A 22644-nucleotide genomic window follows, 5' to 3' on the forward strand; every position below is an offset into this window, starting at 1 on the left:
AAACCGGCCGACCTAGTCGGCTGACGATCAGGCGCCCAGGTCGATCAAGGCGGCGCCCATTTCGGGGCGCTTGCGACGGCGCAGGTGACCGCGCGCTTCCACCAACGTGACCTCGAGCGTCGGCCGAACGATGCCTTCGAGCAAATGCCCGCCTCTGGTGGTGCCGTCGCTCAAGCCGAGCACCACGTGGACGTGGGCAAGGAGGACGTCGTCTATCCCAAGCCCGAGCTCGAAAAGGTGCTCGGAAAAACGCTAGGCGTCCCGCTGTTCCAGGAGCAGGCTATGCGGGTCGCGATTGAATGCGCTGGCTTTACGCCTGGCGAAGCCGATCAGCTTCGCCGCGCCATGGCCACGTTCAAGCACACTGGCGGTGTTTCCAGCTTTGGCGCCAAGCTGATCGGCGGCATGGTGAAGAACGGCTATGAGCGCGCCTTCGCCGAAAAGACCTTCAAGCAGTTGGAAGGCTTCGGCAGCTATGGCTTTCCGGAAAGCCATGCGGCGAGCTTTGCGCTGATCGCCTACGCGTCATCCTGGATGAAATGTCATCACGCGGATGTCTTCTGTGCAGCCCTTCTCAACGCCCAGCCGATGGGTTTTACGCGCCGGCGCAAATCGTTCGCGATGCCCGCGACCACGGTGTCGAAGTGCGGCCGGTCTGCGTGACGCGTCGCGCTGGGATTGCACGCTCGAGCCCACCGCGGACGAGGACCGGTTCGCCGTTCGCCTTGGCATGCGCATGGTTCGGGGCCTTGCCAATGCCGATGCTGCCTCCATCGTCACTGTACGCGCTGACCAGGCCTTTGCCTCGGTGGACGACCTCTGGCATCGCGCCGGCGTGCCCGCTGCCTCTCTGGTCGAACTCGCCCAGGCCGATGCGTTTCAGCCGTCGCTGTCGCTGGCTCGGCGTGAGGCCCTATGGGCGATCAAGGCGCTGCGCGACGAGCCGCTACCGCTGTTTGCGGCTGCCTCCGCTCGCGAGCAGCGCACGGTGGCGGAAATCGACGAACCGGCGGTAGCACTGCGTGCCATGACGGCAGGCGGCGAGGTGGTCGAGGACTACGGGCATGTCGGGCTGACCCTGCGCGATCATCCTGTGTCCTTCCTGCGTGCCGACCTGCGGCGCAAGCGCATCGTCTCTTGCCGAGAGGCGATGCAGGCCCGCGATGGGCAATGGCTGGAGGCGGCTGGCCTCGTGCTGGTCCGGCAGCGGCCAGGCTCGGCCAAGGGCGTGATGTTCATCACGATCGAGGACGAGAGCGGCATCGCCAACCTGGTCGTGTGGGTGAAGGTCTTCGAGAGATATCGAGGGGTCGTGCTCAGCGCCGGCATGATCGGCGTCTATGGGCGCATCCAGCGCGAAGGCGAGGTGGTCCATCTCGTCGCCCATCGGCTGAGCGATCTCTCCGCTGAACTTGCCAGCGTTGGCGATCGCGATGCTGCCTTCCCGCTGCCACATGGCCGCGGTGACGAGTTCCACCACGGCAGCCCGACGCCCGACCCGCGCGGGCTGCCGAAAGGGCCGCGGCCGCGCAACATCATCGATCCCAATCTGCACATCGACCAGATCAAGGTGAAGACGCGGGATTTTAAGTAGGACGCGAAGGTCGGACAGTTTCCGCCCTGAGGCCGACTGGACGCGGATCCAAGGTTTGTCGCATCAACGATCCTTTGCATTGGCCATGATTGTCATGCCGGCAAACGCGCTCGCTCTCCACGACACGCGTAGGTAGTAGGACCGTTGTCGGCAGCATTCAGCCTTCCGCCCTAAGCCAATAAGACCGTAGTCCCATAATGTGGAACCTACTGAGCTTGATCGCGTTTGCTGGAAGCTAGAACGCGGACACCACCCTCACAGAAAATCTACGTGTTCTTAGCGTAGGTTCGCTACCTCCAGGAGATGGACCATGAACAACATTATATGGTTGGTCGGGGCAGTTGTAATCGTAGTCGCTATACTTAGTTTCTTTGGCCTTCGTTGAAGCGTTTTTATCGACGCCTGACCGCAATCCGGAGGAGAGAACAATGAAAAATGCTCTAATCATATTGATGATGCTAGTTCCCCTGGCAGCCTGCTCGCGCACGGAACAGGGCGCGGCAGTTGGTGGCTTGGGCGGTGCTGCAATTGGTGCCGCGGTAGCTGGCGATCCGGTCAAAGGCGCCGTGGTTGGCGGAGCAGCCGGTGCCATAGCCGGCGCCGTAATCGGCCACGCCAGCGAAGCTGGTCAATGCAGGTATCGCGATCGTCACGGCCGCATCTACATTGAACAGTGCCCAGAGGGCTATTGATCACGCATCTTGATGCGAAACGTTGGCCGGCGGGGTCCGCCGACCAACTCGGCACTAGAAGACCATGAAACCGAGGATGCCAACGGAGTGTCGGAGGGGGTCTGTCGAGCTAGTGCCTTCGACCGACCCTCTCACAGCGGCGTGGACCGGATAGCGCTCGCGTCGAGCGTGCGCTGCGTGAGCAGTTCCAGGTCGAAGTCGGACGGGCCATGAAACCTTTTGATTTTTAAGTCGTTGTCGGCCGCATGTCACAAACCAGATCCAAGCCAAAATCCGCCAAAAGCGCCAAACCGCGCCCTATCAGGAAGTCGCGCAAGGAGCAGGCGCCGGCTGTCGAAGTCGTGTCCAAGTCGGTTGACGAGGCTGCGCCGCCGCCAGAAGCCATTGAACCCAGTCCCGGTGTGACGCCTGAGCAGGCAGAGCAGGCGCGCAAGAAATATCTCTTCACCCGCTTCTGGATCAGCGCGCGCGGCTACTGGAGCCGGCGCGGCGACCGGCTCGCCTGGCCGCTCACGATCGGGCTGTTGATCCTGATTTGCATCAATGTCGGCTTTCAATACGGCATCAATGTCTGGAACCGCTCGATTTTCGACGCCATCGAGCAGCGCAATGCCCGCAACGTGTATTTCCTGAGTGCTGTCTTCGTGCCGCTGGTGCTGGCAAGCGGTAGCCTCGTTGTTGCCCAGGTCTATCTGCGCATGACAATCCAGCGCCGCTGGCGTTCCTGGCTCACCACGGCGCTGATCAGCCGCTGGCTCGCCAATGGCAGGTACTATCAGTTGAACCTCGTCAGCGGCGATCACCAGAACCCGGAAGCCCGTCTCACGGACGATCTGCGCATTGCCGCGGAATCGCCTGTCGATTTCGTCTCCGGGGTCATTAACGCGTTTTTGGCGGCCTCGACCTTCATCGTCGTGTTGTGGACGATCGGCGGAGCGCTGACCCTGCCGATCGGTGGCGAGACCGTCACAATTCCGGGCTTCCTGGTCATCACCGCAGTCATCTATGCCGCCATTACCTCCACCTCGATGGTGGTCATCGGCCGCAACTTCGTCCAGCTCTCCGAGGAGAAGAACCAGGCCGAAGCCGAATTCCGCTACACGCTGACGCGCGTGCGCGAAAATGGTGAAAGCATCGCCTTGCTCGGCGGTGAAGAGGAGGAGCGCAGCGGCATCGACAGGAATTTCGGCCATGTGCTGAAACGATGGGCGCTGCTCACGGGCCAGCACATGCGCACAGCACTGGTATCCCAGGGGTCTAGCCTGTTTGCGCCGGTGGTGCCGGTTCTGCTGTGCGCGCCGAAATTCCTTGAAGGCTCGATGTCGCTCGGGCAGGTAATGCAGGCGGCATCTGCCTTTGCCATCGTGCAGGGCGCGTTCGGATGGCTGGTCGACAACTATCCGCGTCTCGCCGACTGGAACGCCTCTGCGCGCCGCGTCTCCTCGCTGATGATGTCGCTCGATGGGCTCGAGCGCGCCGAGCAGAGTGATGCACTCGGACGCATCAACCACGGCGATACAGAAGGCGAGGTGATGCTCAGCCTGAAAGATTTGTCCGTATCACTTGACGATGGCACTGCCGTGGTCAAGGAGACCGAGGTCGCCATCGAGCCCGGCGAGCGGGTGTTGGTGTCCGGCGAATCCGGTTCGGGCAAGAGCACGCTGGTGCGGGCGATCGCAGGCCTGTGGCCGTGGGGCGGCGGCAGCGTGAACTTCCACCCCGACAAGCGATTGTTCATGCTGCCGCAGCGCCCCTATATCCCAACAGGGACGCTTCGCCGCGCGGTCGCCTATCCCGGGGCGGCCGAGAGGTGGACGCTGGAAGAAATCAAGGCTGCCCTCGACAAGGTGGGCCTTGGTCACCTGAAGGACAGGATCGCGGAAGACGCGCCATGGGACCAGACTCTGTCTGGCGGCGAAAGGCAGCGGCTTGCGTTTGCCCGCCTGCTCTTGCACGCTCCCGATATCATCGTGCTGGACGAAGCCACGGCAGCGCTCGATGAGAAGAGCCAGGACAAGATGATGGAGACCGTCATCCGCGAATTGCCTGATGTCACCATCATAAGCGTTGCGCATCGGGCCGAGTTGGAAGCCTACCACAGCCGAAAGATCACTCTGGAGCGGCGCAAGGATGGGGCAAAGCTGGTCAGCGATATCGATCTGGTCCCGCGCAAGAGCGGCCGGAAATTGATTGCGAGCCTCCTCAGGCGCCGGCGCTCCGGCTGAAAGGCCGCGTTACTTTCACCAAGGCAACCGCTTCCCCGGGCATAAAATGCAGGCAGCTTCCCATCCATCAGGGCCGTGCCGAAAGGAATATTTGGCGGAGGTTTCGAAACGGGCTTGCGAATCCTGCCAAGCTCGACATTCCACGGAGATTTCCGGACGATCGATGCGAATTATGTTGAACGAATTTGCGGCTTTGCGAAGCCGCGACGAAACGGCCGTTCCCGCCTGAATAAGCAATGCGGCATAGCCGTCGATCAGGTAACGCCTGGCGCTCGAACTGGCGCGATGAAGATGCTGGTGCCCAGACAGTATGATGTCTACGCCACTGCGTGAGAATGCATCCATTGCAAGACTTGCCCGGCCGACGATACCATCGTCGCTCTCGAAATCCAGCCCTTCGAATGGATGATGCGTGACCACTATCCGCGTAACGTTATCTGACACGCCTGCAAGTTTGTTTTTTGTCGCTTCAAGCTGACGGACATTGATCCTGCCGTCCTTGATTGTCAGGGATCGCGCAGTGTTGATCCCGACGACAGCGAGTTCCGCATCGGCGTAGAATGGATCGGTGTTCGCGTCGATGTAGCGCTGGTAGCGAGACAGAGGCGTTAAGGCGCGCGCGAAGACATTCCAGAGTGGAACATCGTGATTGCCCGGCACCACAATGCGGGGGCCAGGAAGGGAATCTAGGAATGCTCGCGCCTGCAAGAATTCAACTTTGCGGGCGCGTTGGGTCAAATCCCCGGAAACGACCAGCAAATCTGGACCGACAGCGCGAACCTCAGCCGCAATGGCTTCCACAAGCTGGATCTCTGTTTTTCCGAAATGCAAATCCGAAAGATGGACGAGGGTCTTCACCAGATTGCTCCGCTGACCACTATTCGATTGCATTTTTGGCAGGTGCAAGGACCTGCAAGGCGGCCGGGCGAATTCGAAAGTTCAGGGGCATACCCATGCTGACGACTTCGCCATCCAGCGAGATCAGCATGGAGGTTCGATGCGACGTGATCTGGAGGGTTTTTGTTCTATACGTCTCTACATCTCGATCCGAGTCGATCATGCCCAACGCGATTTTGAACGGGAGCAACGCCAGGCCAAGCCACGATTGCTGTTTGACGACATAGACACACAGCTGCTGTGACGACAGGCCTTTGCGGCGACCAAGGTCGCCGATGTCGTAAAGATTGTTCCCGACAAACACGCAGGGCGTCAGCAGTCTCTTGCGTTCACCTTGAGCTGTAACACGGACAGCCTGCCATGACGCGGACCTTAATGTTCGCGCGAGCGCAGGACCGATAGCCGCGAACTTACCCAGCCCTCGACGCCGCTGCTCGGCGGAACGTTTTGCAACAAAGAAGGGATAGATGCCAATCGATGAGTTGTTGAGAAAAACACGGTCGTTGACCTCGGCGACATCGACTGCCACAGGCCTGTTCGCCGCGATCGCATCCATCGCCGCGTCGAGTTCGATAGGCAAACCCAGGTCCTTGGCAAAGTGGTTCAAGGTACCTAGCGGAAGGATACCGAGCACCAGATCAGTTCCCGCGAGAGCCGAGGCCGCGGTGCCAAGAGTCCCGTCACCACCACCAACGACCAATGTTGATCTAAGGCCGGATCTTGAGTTGTCAGCGACGAAACCACGGGCGATCTCGCCAATCTGGCGCCCAGCCACTAACTTCACATCTGCCTCGATGCCGCGTTTCGTGAAGCCGTCACGGACGAGGTTTTCAATGTCGCCGATGCGCGCAGCAGCGCCAGCGCTTTGGTTGATGAGCGCCAAAACCCTCACGTCTCTATCCCCTGCTTGGGCTGGTCTGCTGGAACCACAATGCGACCGTCCAACAAAGAATCGCCCAGCCGGAACCGATGCACCATCCTGCAAGGACGTCCGTGGGATAGTGAACCGCGAGATAGACGCGGCTGACGCCCACGGCGACTGTCAGGAAGACGGCGAGCGCCATGAAATATCCTTTAAGGCGTTGGTCCTCGTTTGCGCGGGCAAGCAGGGCCCCGATGGTGAGGAACGCAATCGCGGAAAGCATTGCATGTCCGCTTGGGAAGCTCGCCGTGAACACCCGCGTGACGTGGAGTATGTCCGGCCTAGGCCGATCGAAGCTCATCTTGAGGATCGTGCTGAGGAGTTCGCCGCCAACCACCGAAACAGCCATCAAGACGGCTAGGGCGCGCTTGTGGCTCAGAAGGAGGTAGCCGACCGCTGCCAGCAGCACGAATCCAAGGAACACCACGCTGCCGATCGATGTGACATCCCTGGCGGCTTCTTGAAGCCACGGCGGACCGATCGGATTGGCCGGATTTGCAGCACTGCGCAGGGCTGACATGATGGCGACATCAAAAGCCGTGGTCTCGCCTTCAAGGACCTCCTCAGCAAGCACGCCAAACACGAGACAAAGGCCTGCTACAAGCAGGCCCGCGCCAATAAACCAGTTTGCTCCATGCTTAAATTCGTCGCCGATCCGGGCGAGCGAACCTGTGTCGCTGCTCGCATGGCAATTGCGCTCGTTATTTGGGATTAATTCGTTCAAGCGCACGACCCCATTTTCGAGCTGACAACGAGCTTGTCAGGACGAAGTTCCCGCTTGACCGGCCGGGTACAAAATATGGCAACTTAGAGCGTGGTGGCGCGGTGATGTTCGGGAGCCGTATGACTGGGAAAACTCTGGCGATTGCCGTTCAAGCTCGCTCACGGTTGAAGGTCGTATTCGCGTCGAAACATCGCAATGAACGACCGGGAAATGGCGCTAGGCGGGGAGGCAAATGGCTCCTCGACGTTAGCAGTCGGTAGCAGTGTGTAGGCCTCACTGGCGCCTTTTTTAGCGCAGCAGTCCCTCGTCTTCGAATGCGTCCCATCCCTCCAACTTTGGCCGTAGGTCGGTTGCTGTTCGGGCGTCTTTCGCAACGACACCTTTGCCGTTGCCTTTTCCCGCTCTTGTCAGCGCGGCCTTCCCCGCACCGCGTCGCCGGTTCTCCGCAATCTCCTGCGCATCCTCCTCACGCCAAACGCTTGGCAGGTCACGATCCAGAACATCCTCGATGTGGTTGGGATCGAAAACGTGGAAGGTGACGGCCTTGGATCGGCCGCGCATTTTCACGGTGCGCGTGCCGATGCTTTGCAGCCGGCCGTCTTTGAGCCATTTGTGCCGCTCGCGCGAAGAAATTGTGAGCACATCCTCTGCCTCGCGGGGAAGCACTGGCAACGATTCGATCCCCTCCAGCGTCTTCGAGACTTTTGCCGAGGCAGCCTTGAACTCGTCTGCCTCGGCTTCGGGCATCTGCAAGATGATGCGCCCGGTCTCGGCCTTAACAAATTTCCTGACTGCCCAAGACAGGCGCGCACGCAGTTCGCGCTCGATCCCCTTCGTGCGCACCGACGAGCCGAGCGTCGCCGCAGGCGACAACGGCCACTCGGCAACCAGTGATGATGTCGTGCGTCGTTGGGGCGTCTTTGGACGCGCTTGGCGAGGCCTGAATGTGTGAAGCAGGCTGGCACCTGCTTGCGCTAATGCCTTGAGCGCCGGTGCCTTACGTTTCCGGACGCTCTTGCGTGCTTGCCCTTTCGTCGGTTTGTCCTGTTTCGCCAATGGATACCTCAACGGCGGGACCGGCCCGAACCTTAGTCGCTTCCTTGTCGCACGGTTTATACCGCCAACGACCCGGCAGGCAGGGCCTTCAACAGCTCCGCCTCGGGCTTGGTGAGATGGATCCAGGCCGCCCAGTCTTCCGGGCGCAGCACCACAATCTGTCGATTATGGATCGGCGCCACGTCAGGCCCGGGCTCGGTCGTCAGCATCGCGAATGTCGGCGACTTGTTGCCTTCGCCCTCGCGCCACAGTCCGGCGATCGCCATGAAGGACGCGCCGTTGAGCGTGAAGCGATGCTTGGCCTTTGGCGACTTCTTTCCGGTGAATTCGAAAAAAGCCGATGCCGGAATTAGGCAGCGCTTGCTGTTGGAGAAATTCCGTCCCTCGGAACGGAAGTTGAAGACCGGCCCGCCTTTAGGCCCGGACGGTGGAAAAGCAAACGTCATACGCGTCAGTTCGATCGTGCCGCCGGCGGCGCGCATGATCGGCGCCGGCTCGCTGATGCGAATGTCATCCGCCTGCGGCAAATCCAGTTCGGTTTGATGAGTGGGAATGTCGAGAGCCAGCGACTCCATCATCCAGCAATATTCGGCCCAAGCGATATGCTGCTCATAGTCGTTGCACATAGCTGCCCACGCTTTCAGTCAATTGATGACTTAGGACAAATAGCGCGGCTTGGCTGCGGCGCCAGCGTCCGGAGATATTCCGCTATGGCCCGAAAATCTCGCGCGATCTGCTTGAGCACTTCGCGCGGTTTGTCGGTGATGACATCGCCGTGGCTCACAATGATGCGCTCAAGGTCCGGCTCGTCCGACCATTTTCGGAAAGCAGCACCAAGCGCCTTGCGAAGCATCTTCCAACCATCAGCTTGCCGTGGCGATGCTGAGGGCGATCCACATTACTCGCTGAGGCAGGCTCTCACAACACACTTCGGATTGCCACCAGCTTGGAACCAAGTAGGCACTTTGTTGGGCTCGTTAATTCGGGAGGCCGTCATAACGGAGTGTCCATCTTCCCGCTCCCACCCCACTCGAATTATGGGGGCAGCTTGGGAAACGGCATCTGATTTCGTTCCGGAACCAAACCCTGCCCAACGCCGGTATCGTGCATCCTTCCGAAGGCCCTTAGGATCGTCGCATTTGGGCCGGAGGGGAATGGCGGCTCTCGGCCCAAATGCGACGTAAAACCCTGCATGGCCGCTCAATCCTGGGCGATGCGCCGGCCGGCTCGATCGCGCCGTACATCGGGCTACGTCGATGCCGATCGATCAAAGTCGACCCGCGCGACAGCGTAGGCGTCAAGCGAGATGAATTGGTCATCCAGCTCTACGGAACTTTCCATGAAGTTCGGATCGATTGCCGCCCGCTCCAAATGGTCAGCAGCAAGAAGAGCAATGCGGGCGTTGATCCTATCCGAAAGCCGCACCAACTGCGTTTTGGCGGTGAGATTTGAGAGCCAGAGGGTCGCGCGCCCGTCTGTTTCAGCCGCCATCACCGCGATGCTGTCAGCGCCGGGTGCCTCGACACACAACAATTTGGCATCCGCGAGCTGTGAGAGACCTGCCACCACATGGAAAGCGGGATACACCATTCGGCCATCCTGCTGGTCATACCACGGCTGAACGAATTCGGCCGGCCTGTACACGTGTCCGAACGGGCCGGTGACCTGGCCGAAGGCTACGGCCTCGGCCCCCTCGCGTGCGCAGGCCGCGAAATAGCCGAGTGTCCAAGCCGCATTGAACAGCCCGCGCTGCCGAGGATCGATGCGGCTGAGACAGACGCGAGCGTTCGCTTCGTTCGGCGCAGTGGATTTTCCATATGGGTTCTCGCGGCAGCCGAGCTGGATTGGCCCCATACGCAGGGGCAAGCGTTCCCCCATGAAAACACGCGCGGAGCGGATTAGATGGGGGATGGCCTGAAGCGTCTCCATCACTGAGACATCATCTGCTGCGTGCACGCTTGGACAGGTGGTGAAACTCCCGTAGTCGAGCGCTTCGGCCGGCGGACGCTTGCGATTGAGTTCGGTAAAGTATGCGGCCATGCCGCCGCCTAACGGTATACCCGGGAAGGCTCGGCGAGCGGCGGAATAGTTTTCGTGGAAGCTGGGCATAGCGGGCCACGAGGCTCCCGGCTGTACGGATTTCATGTCCTGCGCCGGAAAGACGCAGACAGCTTCCAGTTTAAGGCCGAGTCTATGGACGGCGTTCGCGACGGGCGCCAATTCGCCGAATGGATCGAGCGTGCCCTTGGTGATAATCTCGAGGACAACGCCCGCGCCGGTCAGCCGTGCAAGCGCGGCGAAGCCTTCTAGTTCATCCTGGCCGTGTCCTAAGCGCAGATCCACTTGGCAGACCATCCACTGTGGAGCCATTCGCCGAAAGAGTTCGGGGGTTTCAAGCGCGTGCTTTACCTCGTCGGCGGCGACGCCGACGCCAGTGCGGGGCACTCGGCCGACGGGTCCGCCGATCGTCAGGTTGACAGGTTGATTGCGGTTTTCAGACGTCCCGGCAGGGAGCGTTCCTGACACGTGAAGCCGGACCGCCTGCGTGAATTTCTGGCCCTTGGGCAGTCTGTAAGGCCACGGGCGACGCAAAGGGCGAACATAGGTTTTATAGGAGGCGTCGGACCAATTGCGTTGATCCTCCATCTCAAAGGCATCACCGTCCATGGTGCATGTGGCCCAGATCCCAGGAGCGATCTCGTGCGACAACGCCCGGATGTCTGTGAACGGACATTTTGGATCGATGTGGTCGGGAAAGAGCGATAGCTCTTCGTGACCATCCTCATGCAGCACCTTTATCGGCTTGCCGGCCAACGCCTCGATCGGATGCAAGACGACGAAGCCCGTCCTGTTCGTCAAAAGGTCGGTTTCCGGCTCTGCCTCCGCCACAAACGACAGCGCACCATCGCCGCTGCCCGAGATCCGGACCTGGTAAACCAGGCGACCGGATGTTGCGGAACATGTTCCTCGATATGCGACGGTGAACATATCCAGGCTTTCGTCGATGTGGAGATCATCGAGAACCGGCGTAGAGGTTCCCCAGTTTTCGTCGCGTACGAGGAATGAAATCCCGCGCAGAATCTCAATCCCGCCCATGCGGATATAGCGTAACGCCCCATTGTCGAACTCGACCGACAAGGGTCCCGCGCGAAGTGTGCGCAGCGGTGGCTCAAGCTGTTCGGTTCCACACAAACGGACGGCTCGAGATGCTGCCGAGGTCAAATTGCCTGCTCCGTCGTAGCGTCAAAAATCGAAGCCCGGTTCATGTTGATGTCTATCGGCAGCCTTTCCCCCGGACGGCTAACGTCGTGCGCCTGCAGCTCTGCCACTACTGGCGCGCCGGCAAGGCGGAAGGTCGCATAGCTGCGCGAGCCGGTCGGCTGCACCAGGTCGATGGTTGCGTCGTAGCGAAATGTGCCCGGCGCGGGTGTAGCAGCGTGCGCGCGTGTCAGATGTTCTGGCCGCAGCCCGAGCAGCACCGACTGCCCATGTGTAGCGCCATTTAGAGTCCGCCCGGGGGCGATCGGCAGCAGACCATCGGCCAGCCGGATGGCGGCGGCGCTGCCGTCCAAAGCCAGCGTGCCCGGCAGGAAGCTCATGCGTGGCGAACCGAGAAAGCCAGCGACGAAGGTCGAGACGGGCCGCTCGAATAGGTCGAGTGGCGCGCCCTGCTGCTCGATCAACCCGTCGCGCATCAGCACGATGCGGTCAGCCAGTGTCATCGCCTCTATCTGGTCATGGGTGACGTAGATCATTGTTGTAGCGATGTCCTGGTGAAGGCGCTTGATCTCGCCACGCATTTCGTCGCGAAGCTGGGCGTCGAGATTGGACAGCGGCTCATCAAACAGAAAGATGCGGGGGTTGCGGACTATGGCGCGGCCGATGGCGACGCGCTGGCGCTGCCCGCCGGACAATTGGCGCGGAAAACGCCCAAGCAACGGGACGATGCCAAGCATGCGCGCTGCCTCGGCAACGCGCGCCTCGATCTCTGGCTTCGGCATCTTGCGAGCCTTGAGACCGAAGCCGATGTTCTTGGCTACGCTCATATGCGGATAGAGCGCATAGTCTTGAAACACCATCGCCACGTCACGGTCGCGCGGCCGGAAGTCATTGACCAACTCGCCGCCAATCTCGATCGTGCCTTGTGAACTCTCCTCCAGTCCTGCGATGGTCCGGAGCAGGGTACTCTTGCCGCAGCCGGACGGGCCGACCAGAACGGCGAACTCGCCGTCGCGCACGTGCAGGTCAATGCCGCGCACCGCGTGGAAGGCGCCGTAGCGCTTGTGCAAGCCGGTGATCCTGACTTCGGCCATGCCGACCCTTTCTATCCGCGAACGGCGCCGAGCGTGAGCCCGCGCACGAGGTGGCGTTGAGCAAGTACTCCCAGGGCGATCGATGGCACGAGGGAAACAATGGCAAGGGCCGCGGCTTCGCCATATTGCGCGCCCTGAAAGCCGATGAAGGCGCGGAACACGGTCGGCAGCGTAAACGCGGTGCGGCTGGTCAGGATCAGCGCGAAGAAGAACTCCGTCCAGCAGGCGATGAAGGCGAAGACGGCGGCCGCGACGATCCCAGGGGCTGCAAGCGGCACAGCAACGCGCCAGAACGCCTCCCAGCGCGTACAGCCGTCGACCAAGGCCGCTTCCTCCATCGATTTCGGCATGCCGCGGAAATAGGCGAACATCATCCACACCGAGACCGGCAGCGTGAAGACCGTATAGGCGATGATCAGGCCGACATGGGTGTCGTAGAGCCCGACCTGGCGATAGATCAGGAACACCGGCAGCACGATGCCGATTGGCGGCAAAAAGCGCTGCGACAGCACCCAGAATGACAGATGCTTGCCGCCGGTGTCGTAGCGCGCCAGGCTATAGGCCATCAGCGTGCCGAGCAGCGCCGAAAGCACCGTCGCCGACAGCGAGATGATCAGACTATTGATCAGCCCGTCGAGGCCGCGATAGGTGAACAGCGCCGCCTCGTAGTGAACGAGCGTCGGGTGGGCGGGGAACCAGACCGGCGGCACGGTGAGATAGTCGTCGCTCGGCTTGATCGACGTGTTGAACATCCAGTAGAGCGGCCACAGCACGAAGATCAGGAAAAAGCCGAGCAGCAGGATGCGGCCGATCGGCACGGATCGGCGTTTCCTGCGGCGGACGGGCGCTGTGGTGGCCATCAGACCGGCTCCGTCTTCAACAGCCGCCGGACCAGCAGCGTGACGACAAATGCAGTGAAGATCAGGAACAGCCAGCTTCCGGCGGTCGCCTGGCTCAGATGGAACTGGGTGAAGCCGACCGTGTAGAGATAATAGGACGCCGTGTAGGTCTGCGTGCCCGGCCCGCCGCCCGTCATGATGAAGATGGTGTCGAACATGCGGATCGCGTCGAGCAACCGAAAGGTCAGCGCCAACAGCATCATCGGCGCGAGATGCGGCAGGGTGATCGCCCAGAAGGCCTGCCAGGCGCTGACGCCGTCGAGTTCCGCCGCCTCGTAGAGATTGGGGGGGATGGCGGTAAGCCCGGCGAGCAGGATGACGAACATGAACGGTGTCCACTGCCACACGTCGGCGACAATCAGTGAGATGTAGAGCCACGGCCTCTCGGTCATCCAGCCGATCGTCACCTCCTGGCCGAGAAGTTGCGTCAGAAGATAGTTGGTGGGTCCGAAAGGCCGCTGCAGCAGCAGCGTCCAGGCCTGGCCGACGATCACCGGGCTGATAAACAGCGGCACGATCAGTATCGACATGATCACGCCGCGGCCCGGAAAGCTCTTCACCATCGTGAGCGCCACCAGCAGGCCCAGCACGAATTCGATGGCGACGCTGATCGCCGACAGCCACGCGGTCAGGAACAGCGACCAGCGTGCGACGGGATCGAACACGACCCGCTCGAAATTCTTCAATCCGACAAAGGCGTGACCCGGCACCTGGAAATCGTAGTTGATGAAGGACACGACCAGCGAAAATAGCAGCGGGTAGATCGACAGCGCCAGGATTAGCAGCACCGCCGGCGCCACCAGCAGCCACTTGAAATGGCGGTCCGCCCATTGCCCGAAGCGCGACAGCCGTCGCGGGGGACCGGCGGCCTGCATTCGTGTGATGGTTTGGGTGGTCATTGCAATCACTCGGAAAACTGAGCAGGTGCGTCCTCAACGGTACCGCCAGTCCTCCCCCGCTTCGCAGGGGAGGATTGGTCCGTGCCGCCTATAACTTGACCGCCAAGCCAAGTTTCTCGACGGTGTTTTCCGCAGTCGCACCCGGCAGCTTCAGGAACTCAGTGTAGAACGCCTTCTGCGATTCCACGCCCAATCGGTCGGTGGTTTCGTTCCATTCGGTCGCCGCCGTTTCCAGCGACGCCTTCGGGTCGGCGCCGGCCCAGACCGCCGTGCACATGCGGTCGAGGCTGAGGAAATAATCCTGGGCGCCGGGCATGATCGGGTCGAGCAGGCCGACATTGGCCGAGTTGTTGAGGTTGATCAAATATTCCTTCGCGCCGGGGAACAGCCCGCCATAAAGGTCCGACTTGTAGTGCGAGATGCGGTACGGATCACGCAGCGCGTAGGGCAGCATGACGCGGGCCAGCGAGACCTCAGGCGAGGTGACCCACTGCATGAAAAGGTAGGACGCCTCGAGATTGGCCGAATCCGCCGCCAGCGCCTTGTTGTAGCCGACGGCATGTTCCGGATTGCCCGGCACGACGGCATAACCGACCTTTCCGGCAATCTGCGACTGCGGGATGAAGTTGATCGCGGTGGCCGACTGCGAGTAGTTACCGGCCATGCGGCCTGTCGGCGGCCACGAATAGATCATCGCCACCTTGCCGGTGAGGAACGCCGCCCAGAGCGAGACCGCGTCGAGCTCGTTGTTGCCGGGGATCGAGGCTGCGTTCGACGCCACCATGCTGGTCAGCGTCGCGACGCCGGCATCCGACACCAGTCCGGCCTTCATGTCGTCGCCGAACAATTTGCCGCCATTGGCCCGGAATTGCTGCAGGAAGTCGAACTGGTTGCCCGGGCTGCCCGCCTTGCGGAAATGGCCGGCGCCGTAGGTTTTCGGCGCCATCTGATCGGTGATGAACTGCGCGATCTGGTTGTACTCCGCCCAGGTCTTGGGTGCTTCCAGCTTGCCGTTGAACTTCGCCTGATAGGCCTCCATCATCTTCGGATCCTCGAAGATGTCCTTGCGGTAGTAGAGCGCAAAAATGTCGCCGTCGTCGAAGAAGCCCCAGATCTTTCCCTTGTAGGTCGGCAGCGCCTTGTAGAGCGGGTGGAAGTCCTCGAAGTCCTTCATGTTCATGTATTTGGTGATAAACTCGTCGAGCGGCGCGATGACCCCTCCATCGGCCAGTGATGGCGTCCAGGCCGGCGAGATATCCAGCACGTCATAGGCGCGAGAGCCCGCGATATGTTCGGCCACCGCCTTCGAATACTGATCGGGGTTGGACAGTTCGACGACGTTCATCTTGGTTCCGGTGAGTTGCTCCCACATCGGGCCGCTGAAATTGCGCGGATCGAGCGCCTGAAGTCCGGCCTCGGACGTCATGTTGATCGTCACGCCCGGGAACTGCTTGGCCGCTTTGGTAGCGCGGAAGGCCGAACCATCCGCCGGTCCCTCGGTCGAAGCTTTTAGCGCCAGGGCCTGCGCCTGGCCGAGCGGCGAAGCCGGGTCCGCCAGTTCGAGCTTCTGCTGCGCCACCGCCCAGTCGGTCATCATGCCGAGGACCGGTCCGGAGACCGCCAGCATGCCAGTCATCTGGCCAAAGCGGGTGATAAACGTTCGGCGGGTGGATTCACCCTTCAGGAAAGCGTCCACCTCGCTTTCGAGGCCGGCCTGAAAATCACGTCTCTCGCTGTCGTTCATGGTGCTTGCTCCTCCCATTCGGTGGCTGCGTTGATCGCGGCGACCGCTTCGTTTGTATATGCTCGACCGCGGCGCCACGGCTGAGCTTACCTAGAGAGCCGTCACTAAAACCCGCGGCGGCGCGCCAAATTCCTTGCTCCTACGGCCTTGAGTGGGCGGCCAAGCCGGCCAGTCGCTTCTTCCACGCCTCGGTCGAAAGCACCTCGCGATTGACCACGCCGCGCGGTTCGCGTCCGTGCTGCACCTCGATCGCCGCCGCCACGTCGGCCGCGCCATTGCCGGCAAAGCACTGGTCGGTCCAGCAGAGCGCGTGCGGCGCCAGGATGACGTTGTCGAGCTTGAGGATCGGATCGTCGGCATCGGGCGGTTCCTGCTCGAGCACATCCAGTCCCGCCCCGGCGATGCGGCGCTCCTGAAGCACCGTGGTCAGTGCCTTCTGGTCGACGATCGGCCCGCGCGCCGTGTTGATCAGATAGGCGGTCGGCTTCATCAGCGCGAGCCGTCCGGCATTGACGATATGGCGGGTTTTGGGCGTCAGCGGACAGCTTACCGACAGCACATCGGCGCGGCGGAACAAATCCTCGATCTCGACCAGTTCGATGCCGAGTTCGGCGGCGACTTGTCTGTCGGCGAACGGGTCGTGTGCGATGAACTTCATGTCGAAGGGCTTGGCCATGCGAAACATCTCGGCGCCGATGTTGCCAATGCCCAGCGATCCGAGCGTCCGGCCGACCAGGCCCACACCCATATGCTCCGAGCGCTTGTAGAACCCGTCGGGCCCCTTTCGCGTCAGCGCGTCCTTGGTCAGCAATTTGCAGGTCAGCGCCAGCATTAGCGTGATGATGGACACGGCGACGGGCCGCCGCACTCCGTCAGGTGTAATCACCAGTGCTATGCCCGCGTCGGTGCAGGCCTTGACGTCAACGGTATCGTAGCCGACGCCGAAGCGGGCGACGATGGCAAGCCGGCCGCTCCTCGGAACGCTCGTCGCATCGAAGCGATGGGCGAGCAGGATCAGCGCATCGAAATCCTCAAGCTGATCGGCCCGCAGCGGGTTGCTCGCCTCCAGGAAGGCCATCTCGACGCCCGACGCATTGCGCAGTGGCTCAAGGTCGAAGTCGGGATAGGTGGGCGAGCCGTCCGCCTTGCGGAAGTCGCCGGAGAGCGCCACCCTGAATTTTATGTTGGCCATCGTCTCCTTCGCCCTCACTTGCACCCGGCGCGGATTTTTGAGACCGCGTCGGCCATCGCGTCGTGCAGAACCCAGACATCGCCCGAATAGCAGATGAAGTCGAAGCCCTTGGCGTAGAAGTCGTGGCCCTGCTGGACGTTGGCCACCAGGCGGCCGAGCGACTTGTTGTGCTTCTTGGCAGCGGCCACGATCTTGTCCATCGCGGCGGTAAAGCTTGGATGGGCGAAGTCGCCCGGAATGCCGAGCGACACCGACAGGTCGAAATGTCCGACCCACAGGCAATCGACGCCGTCGAGTGCTGCGATACCGTCGATGTTCTTGACGCCGTCGGCAGTCTCGATCAGGCAGATGAACGCCGAGCGCTTGTTGGCGCCCGCGAATTTGTCGGCGACCGAACCCGGACGGTAGCGGTCATGCGCGATCTGCAACGCCACGCCGCGCGCGCCGGCCGGATGATACTTCATCGAATTGATGATGTGCTGCGCCTGTTCGACCGTACTGACCATCGGCGCGATCAGCCCCTCGGCGCCCATGTCCATGGCGCGGGCGAGGAAATGGTAGTCCTGCGACGGCACACGAACCATTATTGGCAGGTCCGCCGCCTCGAAATAGCGGATCGCGCTCTTCACCGTCTCCATGCTGAAGCCGGAATGCTCCATGTCGAAAAAGACGAAATCACAGCCGGCCGACTTGAGGATATGGCCGATTCCCGGTGTCGCGAACTCCGCGACGAGCGTACCGAGCTTGACCCCCCTGTGAGAGGCTAACGCCTTCAGACGTGGCTCCGACATACACTTCCTCCGTTCGTCCCAAGGGACGCAATCCGCTATGCTTTCTTCAAGTCGAAGCCTCAAGAACGAGGTCGCACCTCGTCACCACCTTGGTGTCGACGAGCGGCGCGCTTTGTGTGTTGAATTCGTCAAAATGAGCCGTCCGGCAGTGGTTCTCGAATGCGGCCTCGCTGTCATAAATCTCGTAGAGCAGCACCCGGTCAGGTTCGCCGCGCGCCTCCATCACATCGAAACGGCGGCAGCCGGCCTCGTCGCGGACCGATGCGGTCGCGTTGGCGGCAACGAGCGCTCGGAAGCTGTCGCGGGCACCACGCTTGAGGCGGAAATCGACCCAGACGACGAAGCCACTCATGACTTCGGGCCCGCAATTTCCAGATAGCGCTTGGCCACATATTCGAGATGCCGGCGCATAGCAGCTTCGGAGGCGTCTGGATCGCCCGCGGCGACGGCATCAAAGATTTCTCGATGAGCCTCGTAGGCCTTGCGGTCTTCACCTTTGGCCAAAGTCGTGCGCCGCTGTTCGAGCAGCCATTCGGCCAACGCCGCGTGGATAGCTGTGAAGATGCGATTGCGGGTGATCACCGCCAGCACGTAGTGGAAGTCCACGTCCGTGCGCTCGAAGCGCGCCAGGTCGCCGATCGACTGCCGGTTGATTTCGAGCGCCTCCTTGAGGCTTTCGATATCCTCCGGGGTGGCATTCACAGCGGCGTTGCGGGCAAGCCCGACCTCGAAAAACAAACGCGCGCTCTGGAAATCGTGAACCCCGCCCGGGGCCGAAATCATGTGCCGTGCCGGCCCTGAGAGGGCGTCGATCACGAATTGGGGGGTGGGCCGAGTGACCCGGGCACGCTCACCGGATCTCACCTCGACAAGGCCCATCTTGCTCAGACGCAGAAGCGCCTCGCGGATTGACGGGCGCCCGACCCCGAATTGCCGCATGAGTTCCCGTTCGGACGGAAGCCGGTCAGCTTCGGCAACCTCTCCCTTGCGGATCAGCCGCTCGAGGTGTTCTGCGACCTCTTCCGAAAGCTTCCGCTGTTTGATCAGAACTCCGATCACTTGGCGTACCTTTGATACCAGGCCATCAGGCTATTGCCTTCGGCCGCCATTTGTCAAATGCAGATATCGACAGACGCCCGCTTCAAGCGCAAAAAGGTGAAATAGGCCTGATCCACTACAACAGTCGGCATGTGATGGAGAAAATCCTGACACCAGGCGAGGTCAAGATCCCGCCACAGACCATCATTGATGGCAGCGTTCACGCCGGCCTCGATGTGGCGCTCGGCGACCTTCGCGAGTGGCATGTGTTGCGAGCCTGGTGCAAATCCTGTTCGCACCATGCAACGGCAAAACCCGCCGGCCTCATCAAGCGTTATGGAAAGGGCGCTCTGTTCAGTTCGATCGAGCGAGCGCTCTTCTGCACGAGTTGTGACAGGGGGGGCCGGTGAGGGGCGAAGGGGTGGAAGGCCTCATCGATTTCGTCCAGGCCACCCGGCGCTGGGTTGGACAATCCGATCGCGATCAGCATCCTTGACTGTAGAGAACCGGAAATGCGCCCGATCTCGGCCGGTCGGCTTCGACGCAAAACATGCGGACCACCGCGGACGGGGACAGTCGGTCCCGCGTCCCGTCCTGCGGCCGGCGCTATGCTGACGCTCCTACGGCTGTCCCGTTCACCGCCCGCGGCGGGGACGAATTTCCTCCGTCCTGCGCGCGACAATCGTCCGTTTTTGCGGACGCGCGCAGGACTGCGGCTTATACGCCGTTCTTCCTTTGAGCGCCGACGGTCGCCGGCGCGAGATGCTTGGGCATGGAACCGAATCCCAGGCTGGCTATTGAATCGGACTATCTATCCGAGTTCCGCATGTCGGCTGTAGATGGCACCCTCAGCATCAGCAAAAGGCGCACACGGCGCAGAGATTCAGAATCTATCCCTAAATATCCGCTGCCGGGGTTTCGGCCCTTCCAACTCTGCACATTGACAGACTATATACCGGTGGGCGGAGATTGGCTCTTCGAGATGAAGTTCGACGGCTATCGTGCCCAAGTCGCCATCTCCGGCTCGAACGTCGTCGTCTATACCCGCAATGGCCACGACTGGACCCGACAGTTCAAGGTCATCGTGCCGGCGCTTCAGAGACTGACCAAAGGCGCGGTTCTGATCGATGGTGAGATCGTCGCCATCGACAGCCAGGGCCGCACGAACTTCTCCATGCTGAAAACCGGCATTGCCGCGGGCATGCCCCTCAAGTTCTACGCCTTCGATCTGCTTGAATTCGATGGCGAAGATCTGTCGAACCAGCCGCTCCTCGAGCGCAAGGCGCGACTTGCGTCCCTGCTGGGCGCGCGCCGCCCTGACGACAGCCTGCAATTCTCCAGCCACATCGTCGACGAGGGCAAAAGGGTGTTCGACGCCATGTGCGAGGGCGGCCACGAAGGCGTCATCGCCAAGCGCGCCGACAGCTCCTACGTCGGCGACCGCACCCGGAGTTGGCTCAAGATCAAGTGCACGAAGCGACAGGAATTCGTTGTCGGCGGCTATCGCCCAAGTGACACAGGACATGGCATGGCCTCGTTGATCCTTGGCACCTACGAAAACGGCAAGCTGGTTTACCGTGGCCGCGTCGGCACCGGCTTCACCGAGGCGATGCGCAACGACATCCTCGCGAAGCTCGAGAAACGCCGTGTTGAGAAATCGGCTTTCGCCTCCGTTCCGAGAGACATTGCCCGCCGTGCCCGGTGGGTGAGGCCCGAGCTTGTTGCCGAGGTCACCTATGCCGAAGTGACACCGGACGGCAGCTTGCGGCATCCAAGTTTTAAGGGCATGCGCGAAGACAAGCGAGCTGACCAAGTGGTGATGGAAATGCCGAAGACTGTATCCCGGGACCAAGGTGACTAAGGCCACGCTCGCCGCCTACTACTGCCAGGCATGCCCAAGGCCATCCATGACGGCCAGTCGGCGAAGATGTCGGGTAAGGAAAGCCGCATCTTGTGGGTCGATGACCTGGCTGGGCTGATCGCAGGCGTCCAGATGAACGTTCTCGAATTCCACATTTGGGGAAGCCGTCGACAGCAGCCGGATCTGCCGCACCGCATGATCTTCGACATCGATCCCGACGAGGGCCTGGGCTTCGCTCCCGTCAAGCAGGCAGCCCTCGACATTCGGGACATTCTTGAAGCGCTTGGACTGCAGTCGTGGACGTTGCTGTCCGGCGGCAAGGGCGTTCATGTGGTCGTGCCGCTCGTCCCGGAGGCAGACTGGGACGAGGTCAAGAGCTTCTGCCAAGACTTCGCCGAACTACTGGCCCGTACAGATCCGTCGCGCTTCGTCGCCAACATGAGCAAGGCGAAGCGCAAGGGCCGAATGTTTCTTGATTACCTGCGCAACGGCCAGGGCTCCACGGCAATCTGTCCCTGGTCGACTCGGGCACGCGCGGGAGCGTCGTGCGCAGTGCCCGTCAACTGGGAGGAGTTGCCCACCTGCGAAAGCGCCAACGGTTTCGATGTTTTCGCCGCCGCGCGGGCTCAACTGCCCGAAGCCTGGGAGGGCTATTTCGGCGTCGAACAAACGCTTACCGACCGCATCCGCCACGCAGTCCGGTAGCAAACCACACTTAGATGTTCAGCGACATTTGCCGATTCGGCGCTGACCGCCTTTGCCCAAATTCGAGAGCGTCTCCCTTTCTGCGAGAGGCTCCCGCAACGCCGTCTAGAGTGAGAGTACGGACCGGTTTGCCGTGACGGGTTGAGAGCTGGAGGAGAGGCCTCCGGCGCCCGTCGCGGAGAACCGCAATGTCAAGACACTACGCTCGCGCCGGCGCCGACCGGGCAAGCCTCTATGACGATATCACCAACAAGATCATCGCCGAGCTGGAGGCTGGGCGCTTTCCCTGGGTGCAGCCCTGGGGCACGGCGGCGGCGCAAGCGCCCCTTGCCATGCCGGCCAATGCCGCCTCCGGCCGCGCCTATTCGGGGATCAACGTGCTGATCCTGTGGGGTGCGGTCGTCGAGCATGGCTTTCCCGTCCAGGGCTGGTTGACTTTCCGCCAGGCGCTATCGCTGGGCGGCCATGTCCGCAAGGGCGAACACGGGACCACCGTCGTCTATGCTGACCGTTTCATCCCTGACGACGAGAAGAATCGCGCGCGGGAAACCGGCGAGGCGGCACAGGCGATACCGTTCCTGAAGCGCTTCATCGTGTTCAACGTGGCGCAATGTGAAAATCTGCCTGACGATCTGGCCGCGGCTCCGTCTGCACCGGAGCCCGGACTGATCGAGCCTACAGTCGAGGCGCTGATCAAGGCCGCAGGTATCGATTTCCGCATCGGTGGCAATCGCGCCTATTATGTGCCGGCGCACGACTACGTGCAGGTGCCGCCTCCTCAGGCCTATTTCGAGACCATCGACTGGCACCGCACCGCCCTGCACGAGCTTGGCCATGCAACCGGCCATGCCTCCCGGGTCGGCCGTGACCTCGGCGGCGCCTTCGGCACCAAGAGATACGCCTTCGAGGAACTGGTCGCCGAGATGAACGCGGCCTTCTGCTGCGCCTCGCTCGCGTTCACGCCGGAAGCGAGGACGGCTTTGAGATTGGTGCCGGCTGGAAACGCTCCAGCGAGAAGGCAGGAGACTATGTCTCGATCCAGTTAGACGATCCGACCTTCGCGCAGCCGATACGCGCGAACCTCTTTCGCAA

At 61.5% G+C, this 22644-nt stretch carries 21 protein-coding genes and 3 pseudogenes; 7 read left to right on the top strand and 17 right to left on the bottom strand.

What is annotated here, in order from left to right:
• Nucleotides 1-27: 27 nt before the first annotated feature.
• A pseudogene (locus C8D77_RS34200) lies at nucleotides 28-195 on the bottom strand (PCC domain-containing protein); the annotation flags it as partial.
• On the opposite strand from C8D77_RS34200, the pseudogene C8D77_RS34210 reads away from it, so the two are divergent.
• The 3 genes and pseudogenes from C8D77_RS34210 to C8D77_RS34220 form a co-directional block, all read left to right on the top strand.
• Nucleotides 196-1594 (top strand): annotated as a pseudogene (locus C8D77_RS34210) (helix-hairpin-helix domain-containing protein); the annotation flags it as partial.
• A gap of 428 nt (nucleotides 1595-2022) precedes the next feature.
• Entirely contained in the window at nucleotides 2023-2286 is a 264-nt protein-coding gene (locus C8D77_RS34215) for a YMGG-like glycine zipper-containing protein (RefSeq protein WP_109671901.1), read from the top strand.
• 245 nt (nucleotides 2287-2531) lie between these two features.
• Nucleotides 2532-4511 carry an ABC transporter ATP-binding protein/permease gene (locus C8D77_RS34220; RefSeq protein WP_109671903.1) on the top strand — a complete coding sequence of 660 codons (1980 nt, stop codon included), beginning with the start codon at nucleotides 2532-2534 and terminating at the stop codon, nucleotides 4509-4511.
• A gap of 15 nt (nucleotides 4512-4526) precedes the next feature.
• Here C8D77_RS34220 and C8D77_RS34225 read toward each other — a convergent pair whose 3' ends face one another.
• The 16 genes from C8D77_RS34225 to C8D77_RS37900 form a co-directional block, all read right to left on the bottom strand.
• Nucleotides 4527-5369 (bottom strand): metallophosphoesterase family protein, encoded by an 843-nt coding sequence (locus C8D77_RS34225; protein ID WP_109671905.1) that lies wholly within the window; start codon nucleotides 5367-5369, stop codon nucleotides 4527-4529.
• 19 nt (nucleotides 5370-5388) lie between these two features.
• On the bottom strand, nucleotides 5389-6300 hold the full coding sequence (locus tag C8D77_RS34230) for a diacylglycerol/lipid kinase family protein (protein ID WP_109671908.1): 912 nt from the start codon (nucleotides 6298-6300) through the stop codon (nucleotides 5389-5391).
• Nucleotides 6301-6304: 4 nt separating this feature from the next.
• Entirely contained in the window at nucleotides 6305-7060 is a 756-nt protein-coding gene (locus C8D77_RS34235; protein ID WP_245951956.1) for a phosphatase PAP2 family protein, read from the bottom strand.
• Between the two features lie 282 nt (nucleotides 7061-7342).
• Nucleotides 7343-8011, bottom strand: a complete 669-nt coding sequence (locus tag C8D77_RS34240; RefSeq protein ID WP_170136903.1) for a hypothetical protein — start codon at nucleotides 8009-8011, stop codon at nucleotides 7343-7345.
• Nucleotides 8012-8166: 155 nt separating this feature from the next.
• Complete coding sequence (locus C8D77_RS34245) at nucleotides 8167-8736, bottom strand: SOS response-associated peptidase (protein WP_109671910.1); 570 nt, start codon at nucleotides 8734-8736, stop codon at nucleotides 8167-8169.
• A gap of 14 nt (nucleotides 8737-8750) precedes the next feature.
• Nucleotides 8751-8963 (bottom strand): hypothetical protein, encoded by a 213-nt coding sequence (locus C8D77_RS34250; RefSeq protein WP_109671912.1) that lies wholly within the window; start codon nucleotides 8961-8963, stop codon nucleotides 8751-8753.
• Between the two features lie 395 nt (nucleotides 8964-9358).
• Entirely contained in the window at nucleotides 9359-11332 is a 1974-nt protein-coding gene (locus C8D77_RS34255) for a D-apionate lactonase family protein (protein WP_109671914.1), read from the bottom strand.
• The gene (locus tag C8D77_RS34260) at nucleotides 11329-12423 is read right to left on the bottom strand and encodes an ABC transporter ATP-binding protein (RefSeq protein ID WP_109671916.1); all 1095 of its coding nucleotides are present in this window, start codon (nucleotides 12421-12423) and stop codon (nucleotides 11329-11331) included. Before C8D77_RS34260 ends, C8D77_RS34255 begins: the two co-directional genes overlap by 4 nt.
• A gap of 11 nt (nucleotides 12424-12434) precedes the next feature.
• Nucleotides 12435-13283 (bottom strand): carbohydrate ABC transporter permease, encoded by an 849-nt coding sequence (locus tag C8D77_RS34265; protein WP_109671918.1) that lies wholly within the window; start codon nucleotides 13281-13283, stop codon nucleotides 12435-12437.
• On the bottom strand, nucleotides 13283-14221 hold the full coding sequence (locus C8D77_RS34270) for a carbohydrate ABC transporter permease (RefSeq protein ID WP_109671920.1): 939 nt from the start codon (nucleotides 14219-14221) through the stop codon (nucleotides 13283-13285). The genes C8D77_RS34265 and C8D77_RS34270 overlap by 1 nt, the downstream gene beginning before the upstream one ends.
• An 88-nt stretch (nucleotides 14222-14309) precedes the next feature.
• Nucleotides 14310-15965 (bottom strand): extracellular solute-binding protein, encoded by a 1656-nt coding sequence (locus C8D77_RS34275; protein WP_109671922.1) that lies wholly within the window; start codon nucleotides 15963-15965, stop codon nucleotides 14310-14312.
• A gap of 139 nt (nucleotides 15966-16104) precedes the next feature.
• The gene (locus C8D77_RS34280) at nucleotides 16105-17157 is read right to left on the bottom strand and encodes an NAD(P)-dependent oxidoreductase (RefSeq protein WP_109671925.1); all 1053 of its coding nucleotides are present in this window, start codon (nucleotides 17155-17157) and stop codon (nucleotides 16105-16107) included.
• A 14-nt stretch (nucleotides 17158-17171) separates the two neighbouring features.
• Nucleotides 17172-17948 (bottom strand): HpcH/HpaI aldolase family protein, encoded by a 777-nt coding sequence (locus C8D77_RS34285; protein ID WP_109671927.1) that lies wholly within the window; start codon nucleotides 17946-17948, stop codon nucleotides 17172-17174.
• A gap of 46 nt (nucleotides 17949-17994) precedes the next feature.
• Nucleotides 17995-18300 (bottom strand): putative quinol monooxygenase, encoded by a 306-nt coding sequence (locus C8D77_RS34290; RefSeq protein WP_109671929.1) that lies wholly within the window; start codon nucleotides 18298-18300, stop codon nucleotides 17995-17997.
• Nucleotides 18297-19007: a transcriptional regulator NanR gene (nanR, locus tag C8D77_RS34295; RefSeq protein WP_109671932.1), complete on the bottom strand. Its 711-nt coding sequence runs from the start codon at nucleotides 19005-19007 to the stop codon at nucleotides 18297-18299. Before nanR ends, C8D77_RS34290 begins: the two co-directional genes overlap by 4 nt.
• Nucleotides 19008-19060: 53 nt before the next feature.
• Complete coding sequence (locus C8D77_RS37900) at nucleotides 19061-19252, bottom strand: hypothetical protein (protein WP_170136898.1); 192 nt, start codon at nucleotides 19250-19252, stop codon at nucleotides 19061-19063.
• A 506-nt stretch (nucleotides 19253-19758) separates the two neighbouring features.
• On the opposite strand from C8D77_RS37900, the gene ligD reads away from it, so the two are divergent.
• From ligD to C8D77_RS38590, 4 genes and pseudogenes are all read left to right on the top strand, one after another.
• The gene (gene ligD, locus C8D77_RS37905) at nucleotides 19759-20847 is read left to right on the top strand and encodes a non-homologous end-joining DNA ligase (RefSeq protein WP_170136899.1); all 1089 of its coding nucleotides are present in this window, start codon (nucleotides 19759-19761) and stop codon (nucleotides 20845-20847) included.
• A 30-nt stretch (nucleotides 20848-20877) separates the two neighbouring features.
• The gene (locus C8D77_RS37910) at nucleotides 20878-21552 is read left to right on the top strand and encodes a DNA polymerase domain-containing protein (RefSeq protein ID WP_170136900.1); all 675 of its coding nucleotides are present in this window, start codon (nucleotides 20878-20880) and stop codon (nucleotides 21550-21552) included.
• 188 nt (nucleotides 21553-21740) lie between these two features.
• Nucleotides 21741-22598 carry an ArdC family protein gene (locus C8D77_RS34310; protein ID WP_109671934.1) on the top strand — a complete coding sequence of 286 codons (858 nt, stop codon included), beginning with the start codon at nucleotides 21741-21743 and terminating at the stop codon, nucleotides 22596-22598.
• A pseudogene (locus tag C8D77_RS38590) lies at nucleotides 22565-22644 on the top strand (DUF736 family protein); the annotation flags it as partial. The gene C8D77_RS34310 and the pseudogene C8D77_RS38590, both read left to right, overlap by 34 nt.

The sequence above is a fragment of the Mesorhizobium loti genome (genome assembly GCF_003148495.1).
Lineage (GTDB): Bacteria > Pseudomonadota > Alphaproteobacteria > Rhizobiales > Rhizobiaceae > Mesorhizobium > Mesorhizobium loti.

Bases quoted from the DNA above. Each gene is read 5' to 3' on its own strand.
- C8D77_RS34245 (WP_109671910.1), bottom strand. From the start codon at position 8,736: ATGTGCAACGACTATGAGCAGCATATCGCTTGGGCCGAATATTGCTGG.
- C8D77_RS37910 (WP_170136900.1), top strand. From the start codon at position 20,878: ATGCCCAAGGCCATCCATGACGGCCAGTCGGCGAAGATGTCGGGTAAG.
- ligD (WP_170136899.1), top strand. From the start codon at position 19,759: ATGGAACCGAATCCCAGGCTGGCTATTGAATCGGACTATCTATCCGAG.
- C8D77_RS34290 (WP_109671929.1), bottom strand. From the start codon at position 18,300: ATGAGTGGCTTCGTCGTCTGGGTCGATTTCCGCCTCAAGCGTGGTGCC.
- C8D77_RS37900 (WP_170136898.1), bottom strand. From the start codon at position 19,252: ATGCCACTCGCGAAGGTCGCCGAGCGCCACATCGAGGCCGGCGTGAAC.
- C8D77_RS34310 (WP_109671934.1), top strand. From the start codon at position 21,741: ATGTCAAGACACTACGCTCGCGCCGGCGCCGACCGGGCAAGCCTCTAT.
- C8D77_RS34250 (WP_109671912.1), bottom strand. From the start codon at position 8,963: ATGCTTCGCAAGGCGCTTGGTGCTGCTTTCCGAAAATGGTCGGACGAG.
- C8D77_RS34280 (WP_109671925.1), bottom strand. From the start codon at position 17,157: ATGGCCAACATAAAATTCAGGGTGGCGCTCTCCGGCGACTTCCGCAAG.
- C8D77_RS34275 (WP_109671922.1), bottom strand. From the start codon at position 15,965: ATGAACGACAGCGAGAGACGTGATTTTCAGGCCGGCCTCGAAAGCGAG.
- C8D77_RS34270 (WP_109671920.1), bottom strand. From the start codon at position 14,221: ATGACCACCCAAACCATCACACGAATGCAGGCCGCCGGTCCCCCGCGA.
- C8D77_RS34260 (WP_109671916.1), bottom strand. From the start codon at position 12,423: ATGGCCGAAGTCAGGATCACCGGCTTGCACAAGCGCTACGGCGCCTTC.
- C8D77_RS34285 (WP_109671927.1), bottom strand. From the start codon at position 17,948: ATGTCGGAGCCACGTCTGAAGGCGTTAGCCTCTCACAGGGGGGTCAAG.
- C8D77_RS34215 (WP_109671901.1), top strand. From the start codon at position 2,023: ATGAAAAATGCTCTAATCATATTGATGATGCTAGTTCCCCTGGCAGCC.
- C8D77_RS34265 (WP_109671918.1), bottom strand. From the start codon at position 13,283: ATGGCCACCACAGCGCCCGTCCGCCGCAGGAAACGCCGATCCGTGCCG.
- C8D77_RS34220 (WP_109671903.1), top strand. From the start codon at position 2,532: ATGTCACAAACCAGATCCAAGCCAAAATCCGCCAAAAGCGCCAAACCG.